12 protein-coding genes and 1 pseudogene are annotated in these 16,451 nt (G+C 65.5%); 8 read left to right on the top strand and 5 right to left on the bottom strand.

All coding sequences use genetic code 11. From position 1 onward, the window contains the following. Positions 1-46 precede the first annotated feature (46 nt). Positions 47-5,968 carry an autotransporter-associated beta strand repeat-containing protein gene (locus FNJ47_RS19785; RefSeq protein ID WP_163156010.1) on the top strand — a complete coding sequence of 1,974 codons (5,922 nt, stop codon included), beginning with the start codon at positions 47-49 and terminating at the stop codon, positions 5,966-5,968. A 195-nt stretch (positions 5,969-6,163) separates the two neighbouring features. Here FNJ47_RS19785 and FNJ47_RS19780 read toward each other — a convergent pair whose 3' ends face one another. Together FNJ47_RS19780 and thrS are read right to left on the bottom strand one after the other, a co-directional pair. Beyond that, positions 6,164-6,727 carry a nitroreductase family protein gene (locus FNJ47_RS19780; RefSeq protein ID WP_163156008.1) on the bottom strand — a complete coding sequence of 188 codons (564 nt, stop codon included), beginning with the start codon at positions 6,725-6,727 and terminating at the stop codon, positions 6,164-6,166. A gap of 84 nt (positions 6,728-6,811) precedes the next feature. Next, the gene (gene thrS / locus FNJ47_RS19775) at positions 6,812-8,860 is read right to left on the bottom strand and encodes a threonine--tRNA ligase (RefSeq protein WP_163156006.1); all 2,049 of its coding nucleotides are present in this window, start codon (positions 8,858-8,860) and stop codon (positions 6,812-6,814) included. Positions 8,861-9,086: 226 nt separating this feature from the next. Here thrS and FNJ47_RS19770 point away from each other — a divergent pair, with 226 nt between their 5' ends. Both FNJ47_RS19770 and FNJ47_RS19765 read left to right on the top strand, forming a co-directional pair. After that, a complete protein-coding gene (locus FNJ47_RS19770) occupies positions 9,087-10,388 on the top strand; it encodes a COG3904 family protein (RefSeq protein WP_163156004.1) in 1,302 nt (433 codons plus the stop codon). A gap of 106 nt (positions 10,389-10,494) precedes the next feature. Continuing rightward, on the top strand, positions 10,495-11,628 hold the full coding sequence (locus FNJ47_RS19765) for an MFS transporter (RefSeq protein WP_163156033.1): 1,134 nt from the start codon (positions 10,495-10,497) through the stop codon (positions 11,626-11,628). Between the two features lie 9 nt (positions 11,629-11,637). On the opposite strand, the gene FNJ47_RS49875 is transcribed toward FNJ47_RS19765, so the two are convergent. Together FNJ47_RS49875 and yidD are read right to left on the bottom strand one after the other, a co-directional pair. Further along, complete coding sequence (locus tag FNJ47_RS49875; RefSeq protein WP_165445763.1) at positions 11,638-11,805, bottom strand: hypothetical protein; 168 nt, start codon at positions 11,803-11,805, stop codon at positions 11,638-11,640. A 116-nt stretch (positions 11,806-11,921) separates the two neighbouring features. Then, positions 11,922-12,233 carry a membrane protein insertion efficiency factor YidD gene (yidD, locus tag FNJ47_RS19760; RefSeq protein ID WP_163156002.1) on the bottom strand — a complete coding sequence of 104 codons (312 nt, stop codon included), beginning with the start codon at positions 12,231-12,233 and terminating at the stop codon, positions 11,922-11,924. 282 nt (positions 12,234-12,515) lie between these two features. Here yidD and FNJ47_RS19755 point away from each other — a divergent pair, with 282 nt between their 5' ends. After that, a complete protein-coding gene (locus tag FNJ47_RS19755) occupies positions 12,516-13,433 on the top strand; it encodes a COG3904 family protein (protein WP_163156000.1) in 918 nt (305 codons plus the stop codon). A gap of 20 nt (positions 13,434-13,453) precedes the next feature. Here FNJ47_RS19755 and FNJ47_RS19750 read toward each other — a convergent pair whose 3' ends face one another. Beyond that, positions 13,454-13,900, bottom strand: a complete 447-nt coding sequence (locus FNJ47_RS19750; protein WP_163155998.1) for an iron-sulfur cluster assembly scaffold protein — start codon at positions 13,898-13,900, stop codon at positions 13,454-13,456. A gap of 239 nt (positions 13,901-14,139) precedes the next feature. On the opposite strand from FNJ47_RS19750, the gene folE reads away from it, so the two are divergent. From folE to FNJ47_RS19730, 4 genes and pseudogenes are all read left to right on the top strand, one after another. Then, complete coding sequence (gene folE, locus FNJ47_RS19745) at positions 14,140-14,820, top strand: GTP cyclohydrolase I FolE (RefSeq protein ID WP_163155996.1); 681 nt, start codon at positions 14,140-14,142, stop codon at positions 14,818-14,820. Positions 14,821-14,848: 28 nt separating this feature from the next. Continuing rightward, positions 14,849-15,277 (top strand): phosphoribosyl-AMP cyclohydrolase, encoded by a 429-nt coding sequence (hisI, locus tag FNJ47_RS19740; protein ID WP_163155994.1) that lies wholly within the window; start codon positions 14,849-14,851, stop codon positions 15,275-15,277. A gap of 205 nt (positions 15,278-15,482) precedes the next feature. Next, positions 15,483-16,094, top strand: coding sequence for a c-type cytochrome (locus FNJ47_RS19735; RefSeq protein WP_163155992.1), 612 nt, complete (start codon positions 15,483-15,485; stop codon positions 16,092-16,094). A gap of 58 nt (positions 16,095-16,152) precedes the next feature. Continuing rightward, positions 16,153-16,451: pseudogene (locus tag FNJ47_RS19730) on the top strand (cytochrome c); the annotation flags it as partial.

Here is a 16,451-nt window from a genome sequence, read left to right as displayed (position 1 = left end):
GGACGAACCAATGCATGGAAATCAATTTATGCGGGCGGCCGGCACAGTGAGAGACAAGTTTTGGCTCGCGGCGGCGCTGGTCGTCGCGGTCTGTCTCGGGACGGTAACCGCGGCGCAAGCGCAGTTCGTCGTCACCACCACCGCCGACAGCGGTCCGGGCTCGCTGCGCGATGCCATCAATCAGGCTAACGTTGCAGGTGGGACGATCACGTTCAACCTGCCTGCCAACTCGACCATTGCAACCAGCACCGCCAATGGCGCGCTGCCGCCCATCAATAACAACGTCACGATCGATGGCTCGGGATCGAGCGGCCTCGTCATCAGCGGCGGCAACGCCAATCGCGTGTTCTTCGTGCTCTCAGGCACGGTTGCGATTTCGAACCTCACGATTGCCAATGGCAGTGCCCAGGGCGGTGCCGGCGGCGCATCCAGCGCCGCCCCCGGCGGCGGTGGTCTGGGCGCCGGTGGTGCGATCTTTGTCAACGCCGGCTCGACGACCGTCAGCAACGTGACGTTCAGCAACAACACCGCCACGGGCGGCGCCGCTGGCGGTGCTGTGGCGCATAACGGTACACCCGGCGGCGGTGGCGGCGGTGGTCTGGGCGGCAGTGGCGGGGTCGGCGGTCAGGATGCCGGTGGCGGTGGCGGCGGTTTCAGCGGTGGCGGCGGTGGCGCCGGCGGATCCAATAACGGATCGACATTCCTGAACAGCGGTGCCGGCGGCAGCGGGACCGGTGGTGGCGGTGGTAACGGAAGTGACGGAACGAACGGCGGCGCGGGCCAAAATGGCATCAACGGCGGTACTGGCGGTGCAGGAAGGACGGGTGCTGCAGGATTCTCGACCGGCGGCGGCGGTGGCGGCGGCGGCATCACCGGTGGCAACGGTGGCAACGGCAGCACCTCGAATGTCAACGGCGGCGGCGGCGGCGGCGGCGGCGGATTGGCCGGCGGTGCCGGCGGCGCCGGCGGTTCGCAGCCGGGCAGTCCGAACGGAACGAACGGCACGCTAGGCGGCGGTGGTGGCGGCGCGGCCGCCAATAGCTCCACGGCCGGCAATGGCGGCGATTTCGGTGGCGGCGGCGGTGGTGTCAACTTCGGTAGCGCAGGATCCGGCGGCTACGGTGGCGGCGGCGGCGGCAGCGGTTACGCCGCCGCGTCGGCCGGCAACGGCGGCTTTGGCGGCGGCGGCGGGGCCGGCACCGGCAACAGTGCTGCCGGATCCGGCGGCGTCGGCGGTGGAAATGGCGGGGCCGGCAGCGCCGGCGGTGGCGCCGCTTTCGGCGGCGCTGTGTTCGTCCGCGCCGGCGCCTCGCTGACCGTGGGTGACGGCACATTCGGGAGCAGCGTCGTCACCGGAGGCGCGGGCGCCAACTCGGGCGCGGCGGCCGGCTCGGACCTGTTTCTGACCAGTGGAACGACGACTACGTTCAATCCGACCGGCACGCTCACACTTGGCGGCACGATTGCCGACGACAGCGCCGCGAGCCTTCCGACGGGCCAGGGTTATACCGGCGGCACCGGCGCCGGCGCGGCGGTCGCCATCTCGGGCGGCACGGTCATCATGACCGGCGCGAATACTTATTCCGCCGGCACCACGATCAACAGCGGCACCTTGCAGCTCGGCAACGGCGGCACGACGGGTTCGATCATCGGCGACGTCGCCAACAATGGCAAGCTCGCATTCGATCGCTCGAACACCATCGCGTTCAGCGGCACGATCAGCGGCAACGGCAAGGTGGCGCAGATCGGCAGCGGCACGCTCGGCCTCTCGGCTGCCAATACCTACTCGGGCGGCACGACGCTGTCGGCTGGCATCACCCAGGTCAACGCATCCTCGACCGGCGCCGCGGGCGCGGTCACTTCAGGGCCGCTCGGCACCGGTGTCGTGACGTTCGATGGCGGTACGCTGCAGGCAGGTGGCGCCTACACCATCGCCAATACGGCGGCGATCAACACCACCGGTGGCACGATCGACGCCAACGGATTTGCTTTCACCTACTCCGGCGTCATCGGTAACGGCAACGGCACCACCGGCGGTCTGACGATCGCCAATACCGGCGGCAACGCCGGCGGATCCGTGACGCTGGCCAATACGGAGACCTATACCGGCCGGACAACCATCAACAGCGCGGCGACGTTGAACCTTGGCGTCGGCAATGCGATCGCGGCGTCGAGCGGTGTTGTCGTCAACGGGACCCTCAATCTCGGTGGTTCCGATCAACAGATCGCAGTGCTGAGCGGCACCGGTAACGTGACGAACGTCACCAACTCGAATGTCCTGACCATCGTGGGCGGTACCGCCTCGACCTTCTCGGGCACAATCACCGACGGCAGCGGCAAGACCGGGCTCTCGCTCGTCAACGCGAACACGGCGCTGACGCTGAGTGGCGCCAACACCTACTCCGGAAATACGACCGTCGGCGATGGCGTGAACGCCAGCTCGCTGATCGGCGGTGCGATGAACGCGTTCAGCGCCAATTCATCGGTGACGGTGAAGGCCGCCAGCAATCTCGATCTCGGTGGCTTCAACCAGCATATCGCGGGGCTGTCCGGCAGCGGCATCGTCACCAACAACGGTGCGGCGGCGGTGCTGACGGTCAACAACCAGGGCGGCAGCGCGACGACGTTCGATGGCATTATCAAGGACGGCACCGGCTCGACGGGACTGACGCTCAGCGGCAGCCAGACCAAGCTGACGCTGACCGGCACCAACACATACTCCGGTGGGACGACGATCAATGCGGGCACTCTGGCGCTGTCGGGAGCCGGCGCGATCGCAGCATCGAGCGCGGTCAATCTCGCGACCGGAGCGACCTTCGACATCTCGCAGACCTCTGCCGGCGCGTCGATCACAGCGCTCGGCAATACCGCTACGGGTCAGACGGGGACGGTGTCGCTCGGCGCCCGGACGCTGACCATCACGACGGGTTCGACGTCATTCGCGGGCGTGATCCAGGACGGCGGTATCCAGAATGATGGCGGCGGTGCGCTGAAGATCAACGGAGGGGCGCTGACGCTGACCGGTGCAAACACCTACACCGGCGGAACGCAGGTCTGTAATTGTGCGACCCTGCAGCTCGGCAATGGCAACGGGACCGGTTCGATTGTCGGCAACGTGACGCTTGGCGGAACACTCATCTTCGATCGCAACAACACCTACCAGTTCGACGGCACCATTTCCGATGGCGGCGGTGGCAAGGTCGTACAGGCCGGCAGCGGCACGACGATCCTGACCGCGTCCAATACATATACGGGCGGCACCACGCTGTCGCAGGGAACGCTGGTGGTCCGGGGCGCGTCCGTCTTCACCAATGTCAATATTCCCTCGACCCAGACGGCCTCGGCGATCGGTCTGGGGACGCTGACGTTCAACGGCGGCACGCTTGCGGCCGGTCCCTTGCTCGATCGTTCTTTTGCCAACGGCGTCGAGATCACCGCCAGGGGCGGCACGATCGACGATGCCGGCGGCCTCATTCGCTTGTTCGGCACGATCTCGGATGCGGCCTCGTCGCGAGGCGGCACGCTGACATTGATGAGCAGCAATCCGCGTGCTTTCGCGGAGGGCATTTTGCTGGGCGGCGTCAGCACGTATTCCGGCACGACGAATATTGCGTCGGGTACCGTCATCGCGCAATCATCGACGGGCCTCTCGCGCAATTCCGCATTCCTGGTCAATGCCGGCGCGACGCTCGATCTGTCGGGCTACAGCAACTCGGTCGCCTCGCTTGCGGATGGAAGCAACGGTGGTGGTATCGTCAGGAATGCCGCGGCGAGCGGCACGGCGACGCTGACGATCACGGGCGTGAACGGCGGGTCGACGACGTTCTCCGGCGCGATCCAGAACGGTGGGGGAGGCGACGGCGAAGGCGGCGCGGCCGGTCCCAAGCTGGCATTGGTCAAGAACGGCGACAGCAGGCAGATCCTGACGGGCACCAACACCTATCTCGGCGCGACGACGGTGAACGGCGGCACGCTGGAGATCGGCAATGGCGGCGCGATCACGCACAGCGCCTCGCTCACCAACGCCGCGAACTTCGTCGTCGATAGCGGCGGCGCGGCGACATTCGGCTCGGTCACCAACACGGCGGCGGGCAAGATCGTCGTAGCGGCAGGCGGTACGCTGCATGACGATCTCACCAACGCCGGCACCGTGATCAATAACGGCAACTACGTTGCCAACGTCGCCGGCAATAGCGGCACGATCGCCAACAATGGGATCTGGACCGGGACCATCACGACCGCGGGCACCTTCACTAACGGGACGGGCGCCACCGTATCAGGCCTGGTGACCAACAGCGGCACGGCGAGCAATGCCGGCACGCTCAACGGAGGCCTGACCAACACTGGCGGCACCTTCAACAACACCGGCACGATCAACGGCACCACGACGATCACGGGCGGTGCGCTGTTCGGCACCGGCGCAGTCGCAAACCTCAGCGTCGGCAGTGGCGGCATCTTCGCAGCAGGCAACGGCACGGCTGGATCGTCGATGACGGTCAACGGCAGTCTCGCATTCTCGTCGGGTGCGTTCTATCAGGTGGCGATCAATCCGACGACCGCACCCTTCGTGAACGCGACGGGATCGGCCACCTTGGGCGGCGCCTCGGTGCAGGCGTTCTTCTCGTCAGGCACCTACGTCAACAAGCAATACACCATCGTCGCCGCGGCAGGCGGCATCGGCGGCACGTTCAACGCGCTGGCCAGCACCAACCTGCCATCCGGCTTCACCTCGACGCTGAGCTACGATTCGACGCACGCCTATCTCAACCTCGCGCTGATGTACACGCCGCCAAGCGGCGGGCTCAACATCAACCAGCGCAATGTCAGCGATGCGATCGTCAATTCCTTCAACAGCACCGGCACGGTACCGATTGCGTTCGGCGCGCTGACGTCGACCGGCCTGACGCAGGTCTCGGGTGAACTCGCGACGTCGACGCAGCAGACTACGTTCAAGGCCATGGACCTGTTCATGGGGCTCCTGACCGACCCCTTCATGAACCGGACCGGTAGCGCAGGTACGCCGGGCGTGTCGGGTTACACGGAGGACGGCAATGCCAGCGCCTATGCCGCGACCGGTCGGACCGATGCGTTCGCGATGTTCGCCAAGGCGCCGCCGTCGACGTTCCAGCAACGCTGGAGCGTGTGGGCGGCCGGCTTCGGCGGCTCGCAATCGACCAGCGGCAATGCGGTGGTTGGATCGAACAACACGACCAGCAGCATCTACGGCACCGCCGTCGGCGCGGACTATCTGTTATCGCTGAATACGGTCGCCGGCTTTGCCATCGCCGGCGGCGGTACGAGCTTCGGCGTGAACGGCCTCGGCAGTGGACGCTCCGATCTATTCCAGGCCGGTGCTTACGTTCGCCACACCGAAGGCAATGCCTACATCACGGCCGCGCTGGCGTACGGCTGGCAGGACATCACGACCGATCGTACGGTGCCCGTCGTGGGGCTCGATCATTTCCGGGCCGAGTTCAACGCCAATGCCTATTCCGGCCGCGTCGAAGGCGGCTATCGCTTCGCCACGCCGTGGATGGGCATCACGCCCTATGCGGCCGGCCAGTTCACGACGCTCGATCTGCCGAGCTATGCCGAGCAGACGATCTCCGGGCTGCCGACCTTTGCGCTCAGCTACGCCGGCAAGAGTGTCACCGACGCGCGCAGCGAACTCGGCTTCCGCACCGACAATTCGTTCGCGGTGCAGGACGGCCTGCTCACGCTGCGCACGCGGTTCGCTTGGGCGCATGACTACAATCCGAACCGCACGATGGCAGCGGCGTTCCAGGCGCTGCCGGTCTCATCCTTTGTCGTCAACGGCGCGGCACAGGCATCGGAGTCGGCGCTGACGACAGCCGCGATCGAGATGAAGTGGCGCAACGGCTGGTCGGCGGCAGCGACCTTCGAGGGCGAGTTCTCGAACGTGACCAACAGTTACGCCGGCAAGGGCGTCGTGCGCTACGCCTGGTGATGCCTGCTGGAGCATGACCGGAAAAGTGCGAAGCGGTTTTCCGAAGAGATCATGCTTGGACAACAAGCCAAAGCGCGATTTATCGCGCTTTAGCGGTCCAGCGCATCGTTGGGCTGCGTTGCAGATTTGGTCGCTGCCGGTGAGCGGGCTCCGGCAAGCGGCCCGCCCAGCGGGCTTATGGGTTCACGACCGCTTCTAGAACCGCGTGACGATATCCGACAGCGCCGGGCGCGGGCGGTCCTCGCTCGGCTTGGTCGGCGTTCCGATGTGAATCAGGCCGGCGAGCTTCTCGTCAGGCTTCAGGCCGAGACCGTCGAGCACGTCGCGGTCGAACGCGAACCAGCCGGTCAGCCAGCAGGCGCCGTAGCCGAGGGCTGTGGCGGCGGTGACGATGTTCATCGCGCTCGCGCCCGCCGACAGTTCCTGCTCCCACGGCGGCACCTTCGGGTGCGGCCTGGTGAAGGAGACCACGCCGATCACCAGCGGCGCATCGGTCAGGCGTTTCTTCTCGATCTCGATATCGGTGGCCGGCGCGCCGGGATTCTTGCGGGCGAAGACCTTTGCGATCACGTCGCCGGCGCGGGCGCGGGCCTCACCCTCGAACACGATGAAGCGCCAGGGCGCCAGCTTGCCGTGGTCGGGCACGCGCGCACCAATGGTCAGGATGGTCTCGAGTTCGGCCGCGGACGGGCCCGGGCCGGTCATTTCGCGCGGTTTCATCGAGCGGCGTGTCTTCAGGAGTTCAATGGCGTCGGGCACGGAAATGTCCTTCAAGGGGAGTCGTGCCCCCAAGATGGGGGCACGACGGAGCCAGCGAAAGCCAGTTTAGACCGATTGTGAAGATCAGGCGGCGGATCGCGCCCGCTTCACGTCCGGCGGCGTTGCTTCATCGACCAGCGCGGCAATCGCCTCATCGGTCGGCATCACGACCTGGCGCTCGCTGCCGAGGCGGCGAACCGAGACCGAATGCGTTTCGGCTTCCTTCTTGCCGACGACGAGCAGGGCCGGGATCTTGGCCAGCGAGTGCTCGCGGACCTTGTAGTTGATCTTCTCGTTGCGCAGGTCGATCTCGACCCGCAGGCCGGCGCGGCGCGCCGCTGCCGCTACCACCTTGGCGTACTCGTCGCCTTCGGAGGTGATGGTCGTGACCACGAGCTGCGTCGGCGCCAGCCAGAGCGGGAAGTTGCCGGCATATTGCTCGATCAGGATGCCGATGAAGCGCTCCATCGAGCCGCAGATCGCGCGGTGCACCATGACCGGTGCCTTCTTCGAGCCGTCGTGATCGATGTAGAACGCGCCGAACCGCTCCGGCAGGTTGAAGTCGACCTGGGTCGTGCCGCACTGCCAGTCGCGGCCGATGGCGTCGCGCAGCACATATTCGAACTTCGGCCCGTAGAACGCGCCTTCGCCCGGATTGATCTCGGTGCGGATCCGGTTGCTGCCCTTGGCCTTGATCTCCGACAGCACGGTTGCCATCACGCGCTCGGCGTGATCCCACATCTCGTCGGTGCCGACCCGCTTCTCGGGCCGCGTCGAGAGCTTGACCGTGAGCTCGCCGTCAAAGCCGAAATCGGCGTAGGTCGACAGGATCAAATCGTTGATCTTGAGGCATTCCTCGGCGAGCTGCTGTTCGGTGCAGAACACATGGGCGTCGTCCTGGGTGAAGCCGCGCACCCGCATCAGGCCGTGCATCGCGCCCGACGGCTCGTAGCGATGTACGACGCCGAACTCGGCGAGCCGCAGCGGCAGGTCGCGGTAGCTCTTCAGCCCGTGCTTGAAGATCTGGACATGGCCCGGGCAGTTCATCGGCTTCAGCGCAAACCAGCGCTTGTCCTCGGCCTCGTCGCCGGCGGATTGCGCCGCGAACATGTTCTCGCGGTACCAGTCCCAGTGGCCCGAGGTCTCCCACAGCACCTTGTCGAGGATCTGCGGGGCATTGACCTCGTTGTAGTCGCCGAGCAGTCGGCGCCGCATATAGGCGATCAGCTGCTGGAAGATGGTCCAGCCCTTCGGGTGCCAGAACACCACGCCGGGGCCTTCCTCCTGGAAGTGGAACAGGTCGAGCTCGCGGCCGAGCTTGCGGTGGTCGCGCTTCTCGGCCTCCTCGATCTGCTTGAGGTACGCGTCGAGGTCTTCCTGCTTTGCGAATGCCGTGCCGTAGATGCGGGTCAGCATCGGATTGTTGGAATCGCCGCGCCAATAGGCGCCGGCAACCTTCATCAGCTTGAAGGCGTTGCCGATCTTGCCGGTCGAGGTCATGTGCGGGCCGCGGCAGAGATCGAACCAGTCGCCCTGGAAATAGATCTTGATCGGCTCGTTGCCGGGAATGGCGTCGACCAGCTCGACCTTGAATGCCTCGCCCTTGTCGCGGAACACCTGCTTGGTCTTCTCGCGATCCCAGACTTCCTTGGTGAACGGCTTGTCGCGCGCGACGATCTCGCGCATCCGCTTCTCGATCGCGGCAAAATCTTCCGGGGTGAACGGCTCGTTGCGGAAGAAGTCGTAGTAGAAGCCGTTCTCGATCACTGGGCCGATCGTGACCTGGGTGCCCGGCCACAGCGACTGCACGGCTTCGGCGAGCACATGCGCGGCATCGTGCCGGATCAGTTCCAGCGCGCGCGGGTCGTCGCGGCCGACCAGCTCGATCCTGGCGTCGGCTTCAATGGGATCGTTGAGGTCGGCAAGCGTGCCGTCGAGCGCCATCGCGACGGTGCGCTTGGCGAGGGAGGGCGAAATGCCTTTGGCGATGTCGAGACCGGTGGTCCCTCTCGGGAATTCGCGCCTCGCTCCATCAGGGAAGGTGAGGGCGATCTTGTCCACGGGTTCTGCGGGTTTGAGGTTGGAGAGGCTGTACTGGAATCCGGATTCGGATTTGGGCGGCGTGTCTGCCATGATGTCTCCTGTAGCTCACTCCTGCGAACGAGCGCAGGTAAGCGGAAGCAGCGGTATAGCAGGGGATTTGACGCCTGCAATCCGGCAATATCAAGAAAATGGCCCTCCTGCGGCAGGGAATTGAGGCAAGCTCGCCGCACCTGACGGCACCGAGCGTTGCGACGCTGCCGATCATCGTCTAACGTCGAACGTCCACCTTCCCGACATCGTGCGATCCGCCAAATTCATGCTTTCCCGTGTCCTGTTTTTCGTGGCGCTGCTTCTGGTCCCCGGCGTCTTGCGGGCGGAAGAAACACCGGTCGAGAAGGTCGGATTTGCGAAACGACTGACGATCTACCTCGCCAAGGGACCGGCGAACGCCTGCGGCGCCGGTTGCGATCGCTGGATCGCGATCGAAGGCGAGATCGACCGGGATGCGGCGGCGCGGATTCGCAGCTTCCTGCTTGCCATGAAGGACACGCAGCTTCCGATCTACCTTCACTCGCCCGGCGGAAACGTCGAGCAGTCCTATGCGATTGCGCGGTTTCTGCGCGCGCGCAAGGCGGTTGCCCGGGTCGGCCGCACCAACGTGCCGGCCTGTTCCACCGGTACGCAGGTCGACGCCGCCTGCCTCAAGATCAAGGCTGCGAAGGGGGAGGTCGAGGCCGAACTCACGACCCGAAATGCGATGTGCGTTTCGGCCTGCGCCTATCTGTTCCTGGGCGCGACCACCCGCGAAGTGGCACCCGATTCGGTGCTCGGGGTCCACAATTCCAAGCTGATGTTCGTGGTCCATGGGCATCCTCCGCCCCAGGCTGTCGCGGACTTCAGGCGGCGCGAGATGGTGAGCGCCGATCGCGACCGCAACCTGTTCCTGGCGGCGATGGGGATCAGCCATGAGCTCAGCGAACTGATCCGGACTGTGAAGTTCGAGAGCCTGCACGTGCTGACGCGGCCGGAACTCTATCGCTTCGGAATCGATACGCGGCCGTTGCCGGAAACCCTGTGGGCGGTGGAGAAGGAAACGCGGCCCTATGTGCGCAAGATCGCGCAGGAGAAAAAGGGCGACGGCAGTTCGTTCCGCATGATGGAGTGGCGCCTGTTCTGCGAGAACAGGGATCGCGGGCGGCTGATGTTCGTGCGCGAATTCGATGAAGGCGTCGCCGGCAAGAGCACGGTGGTGATGATGGCCGGCGCCACCAAGACCATCGCGTTCGGCAGATCGCCGGCGCGGTTCGGCAAATACGAGGTCTGGAGCGACCCGGTGAGCTCGGACAGCGTGCAGGCGATGCTGGCGGTCCCCCATCTTCAGGTCGGCGAAAGCACGCCGTCGTCCGATGCCAGATCCGACGTCAGGTCCGATCCAAAGTCCGACCTGAAGCCCGGCTATGCGACATTCGACATCGACACGACCGGGCTGGATCAGGGATGGACGCAGCTTCTGGCATCGTGTCCGGCGGCGACGGCAGGTCCGAAGCCCGCGGCTCCGATTCCCCCTGTCGTTTCGCCGAGCGTCAACGCGGCGCCGACGGCATCGCCGGCGCCGTGAGCGCAAGAGGCGCCAAGCGATCAAGTGCCATGCATTTAGATGCAGTTGCATTGATCTCGGAGTCTGTTAACACCGCGGCGTGAAACGCTTCGCTCCAACCGCATTGATGCTCGGCAACATCGTCACCGGCTGCTCGGTGCTGGCGCCGGCCGGCATGCTGGCGGAATTGTCTGATGGCCTCGGCGTCACGATCCACACCGCGGGTCTCCTGATCACCTTCGGCGCGATCGTCCTGTGCGTGGGCTCGCCGGTGACGGCGTGGCTGACCAGCCGGTTCGAACGGCGCGCTCTGCTGACGGCGACGCTGCTGGTGCTGACGCTCACCAACGCGGCATCGGCTTTCGCACCGGACTACGACAGTCTGCTGGCCATCCGCCTCGTGATGCTCGCGGTCGGCGTGCTCTACACGCCGCAGGCAGCCGGCACCGCGGCGCTGATCGTGCCGGTGGAGAAGCGCGGCAGCACGATCGCCTACATCTTCCTCGGCTGGTCGCTCGCCGCCGCGATCGGGCTGCCGTTGATCACCTTCATCGCAAGCCGTTACGGTTTTCGCGTGACCTATGGCGCGATCGCGCTGACCGGGCTCGTGAGCTCGCTGCTGCTGTGGTGGCGGCTGCCCGGCGGATTGCATGGCTTGCCGGTCGATTTGAGGACGTGGGCCGATCTCGGCCGTAATCCGACCGTCATCCTGCTGCTGTCGATCACGACGTTGCAGATGTCGGGTCAGTTCGTGGTGTTCACCTTCATGGGGCCGCTGCTCGCCAAGCTGACCGGCGCCAATGCCGACGCCGTCGGGATCGTGTTCGCGCTGTACGGCATTTTCGGCTTCGTTGGCATCGCGATCGCAACCCGCATCGTGGATTCCTGGGGCGCCTGGAAGACGTCGGTCCTGTTCACCGTGCTACTGCTCGCCGGCGTGGCCGGCTGGGCGCTGAGCGCGGGCGCCTATGCATTGATGGCCGCCTCCGTTGCGGTGTGGGGCCTGGGCTTCGCCTCGACCAATTCGATGCAGCAGGTGCGTCTGGTCGGCGCGGCGCCGGCGCTCGCGTCGGCGTCGGTCTCGCTCAACACCTCGGTGCTGTATATCGGCCAGGCCATCGGCTCGGCGATCGGCGGATTGCTGTTCGCGCGCGAATGGCTGCATAGCGCGGGCTACGTGGCGACGGCCTTCGTCGCGGCGGCCCTGGTGGTCGTGGTCATCACGCGGCCGCGCCCGGTGCGCACTGCTCCAGCCGAGTAGGTATGTGCCTCACCACTTGACGCTCTGGCTCGGCACGATGAACGCCGTCGTGCTCGGCTTGTTGGAATTGTGGGTAAAGTAGCCGTAGGCGGCAATGATCACGACCAGCAGGGCAAGTACGGCCAACAAATCGATCTGCCGGGGATCGTGACCGTTGTGGCTGATTTTCCAGCGCATTGTTGTTTCCTCCCCGAGGGGATCCCAAGCGGGCAACGAAACAATGCAGAAAGTATCGCCACAGTTCCGCCGAACCAGCAATGCGCGCTAGCGCCTGGAAGCGCCGCAGCAATTGATCAGGTGTCGTTGACGCCGCGCCAGCGGCCGTAGCGCCATGGCAAGTACCACTGCGCGCCTGGCGGCTTGACCGCCGGCACGTTGTCGATGCCCGACGTGCCCCAGGGCTGGCAGCGCAGCAGTCGCGCCAGCGTCATCCATCCGCCGGCCCAAAGCCCGAAGCGCTCGATCGCCTCGTCGCCATAGACCGAGCAGGTCGGCAGGTGCCGGCAGTTGTAGCCCACCAGCGGTGACAGCGTGTGCCGGTAGATCCAGATCAGGGCGCGGCCGAAGTTGCGCGGCAATCGACGCGCAGTTGTGGCACAGTCCATGCATCGCGGATGGTGTGACGTTGAATGATCTGTCGACGGCATATGCAAGTATGTACGTAGTCTCGCGGGGGTTCCAAGCCAAGGAACTGTTCAATTGCAGATATTTACGCCACAGTTCGTGATTATTGCACAGCGCAAATGGCGCTGCAGCAAAGGTCCTATGGACGGTCCAGGTCAGCAAGGCTACCGTTCCCATAACGCGCGGATGACAGAATCGTGGCGCGTTGCCATGGGGCCATTGCCACCGCTCGTATCACCAAGGGCTTGGGGGAAGGAACCAAATTGAGACTCGTCAAGTCGCTCTCGTTGCGCAGTTGGGTGCTCACCGGCGCCGTTGCCCTTTGCTTCGCAGTTTCCGGCACGGTCACGACGGCGGGCAGTTCCGCACGGGCGAGCTCGACCCTCGAAGAGCGCAAGCTGCCGATGAAGTTCAGCTGGATCGCTTGCCAGCCGAATTGCCGGGGCTGGGTGTCGGCGGTCGGCATCATCACGGCTGACAGCCCCAAGGAATTCGACGAGTTCGCGCGCAGCCGCCCGCTCAACGGCGCCACCATCGTGCTCGACTCCAGCGGCGGCTCGGTCAACGACGCGATCGCGCTCGGCCGCCGCTTCCGCGGTCTCGGCGCGCTGACCACGGTTGGCATCAGCGTCGCCAATCAGGCCGCGACCGGTGATCGCGCCAGCGTGCTGCCGGATGCCTATTGCGAGTCGATGTGCGTGTTCCTGCTGCTGTCGGGCAAGACCCGCTACGTGCCGCCGGCCGCCCATGTCCGCGTGCATCAGATCTGGATGGGCGACCGCGCCGACGACGCCAAGGCCGCGAGCTACACCGCGCAGGACCTGATGATCGTCGAGCGCGATATCGGCCGTCTCGCCAAGTACACCTTCGACATGGGCGGGGCAGGTGAGCTGTTGTCGCTCGCACTCAGCGTGCCGCCGTGGGAAGATCTGCACGAATTGTCCGCGGCCGAATTGCGGCTGACCAATCTCGTCACCACGGATGCGGTCGCCGATGTCCTGCCGCGGCAGGACAGTGCAATTCCCGTTGCCGAAGCGAAGCCGAAGAACACCGATCGCTTCGTGAGCCGCGCGATGGAGGGTGAGGCGCCACCGCAGGCCGCGAAGGCGACCAAGACCGCCGAGGCCGTGGTGCCGACCGGCGGCACCGCAGCGCCGGCGCCGGTCCAGCCGTCCCAGTAGGGTCTTCGCCGGCGGTAGGCTTACGCCGGCTGCTTGGCCTTGGCCTCGATCTGGCCGATCGCATCGACCACGGCATCGAAGGTCAGGAGCGTCGAGGCATGGCGGGCCTTGTAGTCGCGCACCGGCTCGAGCAGCGCGATGTCGGCCCATTTGCCGCCCTGCGGGGGCAGGCCGTTTTCCTTCAGCATCTTGCGGACGGTCTCGCGCAAGTCGCGCAGCTCGTCCGCGGTCGAGCCCACCACATGGCTCGCCATGATCGAGGAGGAGGCCTGGCCGAGCGCGCAGGCCTTCACGTCATGGGCGAAGTCGGTCACGACAGGGCCGTCCATCTTGAGGTCGACCTTGACGGTCGAACCGCACAATTTGGAGTGGGCGGTGGCGCTGGCGTCCGGCTCGGCCAGCCGTCCGAGGCGCGGAATATTGCCGGCCAACTCGATGATCCGCTTGTTGTAAATGTCGTTCAGCATGGGGACAGATGCCTGGTTCCGGCGGCGCCGGGCGCTCTTGGCGGCTGGGTTTCACCGTCCTATATATGGACGGCAGCGCCGGAAACATAGCCCGGCCATGCGGCCACCGCGGACCACATTCGCCGTTGTGGTGCTACAAGATGGGGACTCAGGCGCCCGGCGGTTCGACAATCCGCCCCGTCTGCCCGGTGACACATCCGGCCCGAGGGCAGTGCCAGGGCCGGTCGAACGGAGACGACATGGACGCCTTGATCAAACCGATTCGCCCCAACAAGCCAGCCGACGCCAAGGCCAGCGAGCTCGACCCCTCAGAATTCATGGCGGCCGCCGTCCGTGCCGACCAGCCGCGCCCGTCGCGTGCGGAGGCCGAGGACGCCGTGAAGACGCTGCTCGCCTATATCGGCGAGAACACCTTCCGCGAAGGTCTGCTCGACACGCCGCGCCGCGTCGTCGAGGCTTATGACGAGCTCTATCAAGGCTATCATCAGTGCCCGGCCGAAGTGCTGAACCGCACCTTCGGCGAGACCGCCGGCTACGACGACTTCGTCCTGGTCCGCGACATCGAATTCACCTCGCAGTGCGAGCATCACATGATGCCGTTCTACGGCAAGGCGCATATCGCCTATACTCCGGTGGAGCGCGTCGTCGGCCTCTCCAAGCTGGCGCGGCTGACCGACATATTCGCCCGCCGCCTGCAGACCCAGGAGCATCTCACCGCGCAGATCGCAGCCGCGATCGACGAGGTGCTGAAGCCCCGCGGCGTTGCGATACTGATCGAGGCGGAGCATACCTGCATGTCGGTGCGCGGCGTCGCCAAGCACGGTGCATCGACCTTTACCAGCCGCTTCACCGGCATGTTCCGCGACAATCCGGCGGAGCAGCAGCGCTTCCTGTCTCTGGTGCGAGGACCGAACCGGTAACCTCGCAATTCCCTAAGCGAGGTTTTCCGTGTCCGCATCGACCCACGATCACGACCGCGAAGAAGGGCTGGTCTTCCAGCCCAAATTCGACGCGACAGGTCTCGTGACCTGCGTCGCGACCGATGCCGCGACCGGCGATGTGCTCATGGTCGCGCATATGAACGACGAAGCCCTCCGCAAGACGATCGCGACCGGCGAAGGTTGGTACTTCAGCCGCTCGCGTAATGCGCTGTGGCGCAAGGGCGAGAGCTCGGGCCAGACTCAGCGTGTGGTCGAGATCCGGATGGATTGCGATCAGGACGCGGTGTGGATCAAGGTCGAGCAGATCGGCGCTGCCTGCCACACCGGGCGGCGCTCCTGCTTCTATCGCGCGGTGAAGGGTGAGGGCGGCGCGATCAGCCTGTCCTTCGTCGATGCCGATCGGCTGTTCGATCCGTCGCAGGTCTATCGCAAATAGAGCGTTGATCTAAATCAAATGCGATGCGTCGAAGTGGTGCACTTCGTTGCCTCCTGTTCGGCTGTGTGCAAGTAATTGCACATCGTCGTCGCGCTGGGGGTGAGTTGTGGCGCATCGCCTGATACCGCTTCTTGGGTTTCTTGCCTCGATTGTATTGCCGATCGGCGCGGCGCAATCGCAAACCGCGGAGCGTGCACCCGATACGATGGCCGCGCGCGTCCTCGCCTGCGCGCCCTGCCACGGCACCGAAGGCGAGGGCACCAGCGACGTCTATTTTCCCCGTCTTGCCGGCAAGCCCGCCGGCTACCTCTATAACCAGCTGATCGCGTTCAGGGATGGACGGCGGAAATATCCGCCGATGAACTACCTGCTGGAGTTTCAGACTGACGATTACCTGAAGCAGATCGCCGAGTATTTCGCTTCGCTCCGGCCGGCGTTTCCGCCGCCGGTTCCGCCGGTCGACAGCAAGGAGATCCTGGCGCGCGGCGAAGCGATCGTGAAGAACGGCGATCCGCAGCACGGCATTCCGCCCTGTTCGGCCTGTCATGGTCCCACGTTGGGCGGCATGGAGCCCGGCATTCCCGGCCTGCTTGGCCTGCGTGCGGCGTATATCAGCGGCCAGCTCGGCGGCTGGCGCTACGGCACGCGCACTGCGCTCGCCCCAGATTGCATGCAGGTGGTCGCGAGCCTGCTGACGGAGGACGACGTCAAGGCCGTGGCCGCCTACCTGTCCTCGCGTCCGGCGCCGGCCGATCCATCCTTCGCGCCGCGAGGCAGCCTTCCGATGCCGCTCGAATGCGGCAGCGAACCGCACTGAAGGGATCGTACCGATGTCGCGAACCTCAACAGGACTGCTTGTCGGGCTGATACTGGCGATGTCGCCGATCACGGCACTGGCGCAACAGAAGGCGGCCGATCCGGCCGTCATTGCCAAGGGCGAATATCTCGCGCGGGCCGGCGATTGCATCGCCTGTCACACCGCGCGCGAAGGCAAGACCTTCGCCGGCGGCCTTCCGATGAAAACGCCGTTCGGCACGCTCTACACGTCGAACATCACGCCTGACCCGCAGACCGGGATCGGCACGTGGACGTCGGATCAATTCTACCAGATGATGCACAGTGGCCGCTTCCCCGATGGCGGCCTGGTCTATCCGGCGATGCCGTTCGCCTCCTA

Origin of the sequence: Bradyrhizobium uaiense (assembly GCF_010811875.1) — a bacterium.
Classification (GTDB): domain Bacteria; phylum Pseudomonadota; class Alphaproteobacteria; order Rhizobiales; family Xanthobacteraceae; genus Bradyrhizobium; species Bradyrhizobium uaiense.
Note: the sequence above shows the minus strand (reverse complement) of the source record. Positions and strands in the feature narration are given on the sequence as shown.

Excerpts from the sequence above, each read along its gene's own strand:
- FNJ47_RS19765 (WP_163156033.1), top strand. The coding sequence starts at position 10,495 with ATGCTCGGCAACATCGTCACCGGCTGCTCGGTGCTGGCGCCGGCCGGC.
- FNJ47_RS49875 (WP_165445763.1), bottom strand. The coding sequence starts at position 11,805 with ATGCGCTGGAAAATCAGCCACAACGGTCACGATCCCCGGCAGATCGAT.
- folE (WP_163155996.1), top strand. The coding sequence starts at position 14,140 with ATGGACGCCTTGATCAAACCGATTCGCCCCAACAAGCCAGCCGACGCC.
- yidD (WP_163156002.1), bottom strand. The coding sequence starts at position 12,233 with ATGGACTGTGCCACAACTGCGCGTCGATTGCCGCGCAACTTCGGCCGC.
- FNJ47_RS19770 (WP_163156004.1), top strand. The coding sequence starts at position 9,087 with ATGCTTTCCCGTGTCCTGTTTTTCGTGGCGCTGCTTCTGGTCCCCGGC.
- thrS (WP_163156006.1), bottom strand. The coding sequence starts at position 8,860 with ATGGCAGACACGCCGCCCAAATCCGAATCCGGATTCCAGTACAGCCTC.
- FNJ47_RS19735 (WP_163155992.1), top strand. The coding sequence starts at position 15,483 with ATGGCCGCGCGCGTCCTCGCCTGCGCGCCCTGCCACGGCACCGAAGGC.
- FNJ47_RS19750 (WP_163155998.1), bottom strand. The coding sequence starts at position 13,900 with ATGCTGAACGACATTTACAACAAGCGGATCATCGAGTTGGCCGGCAAT.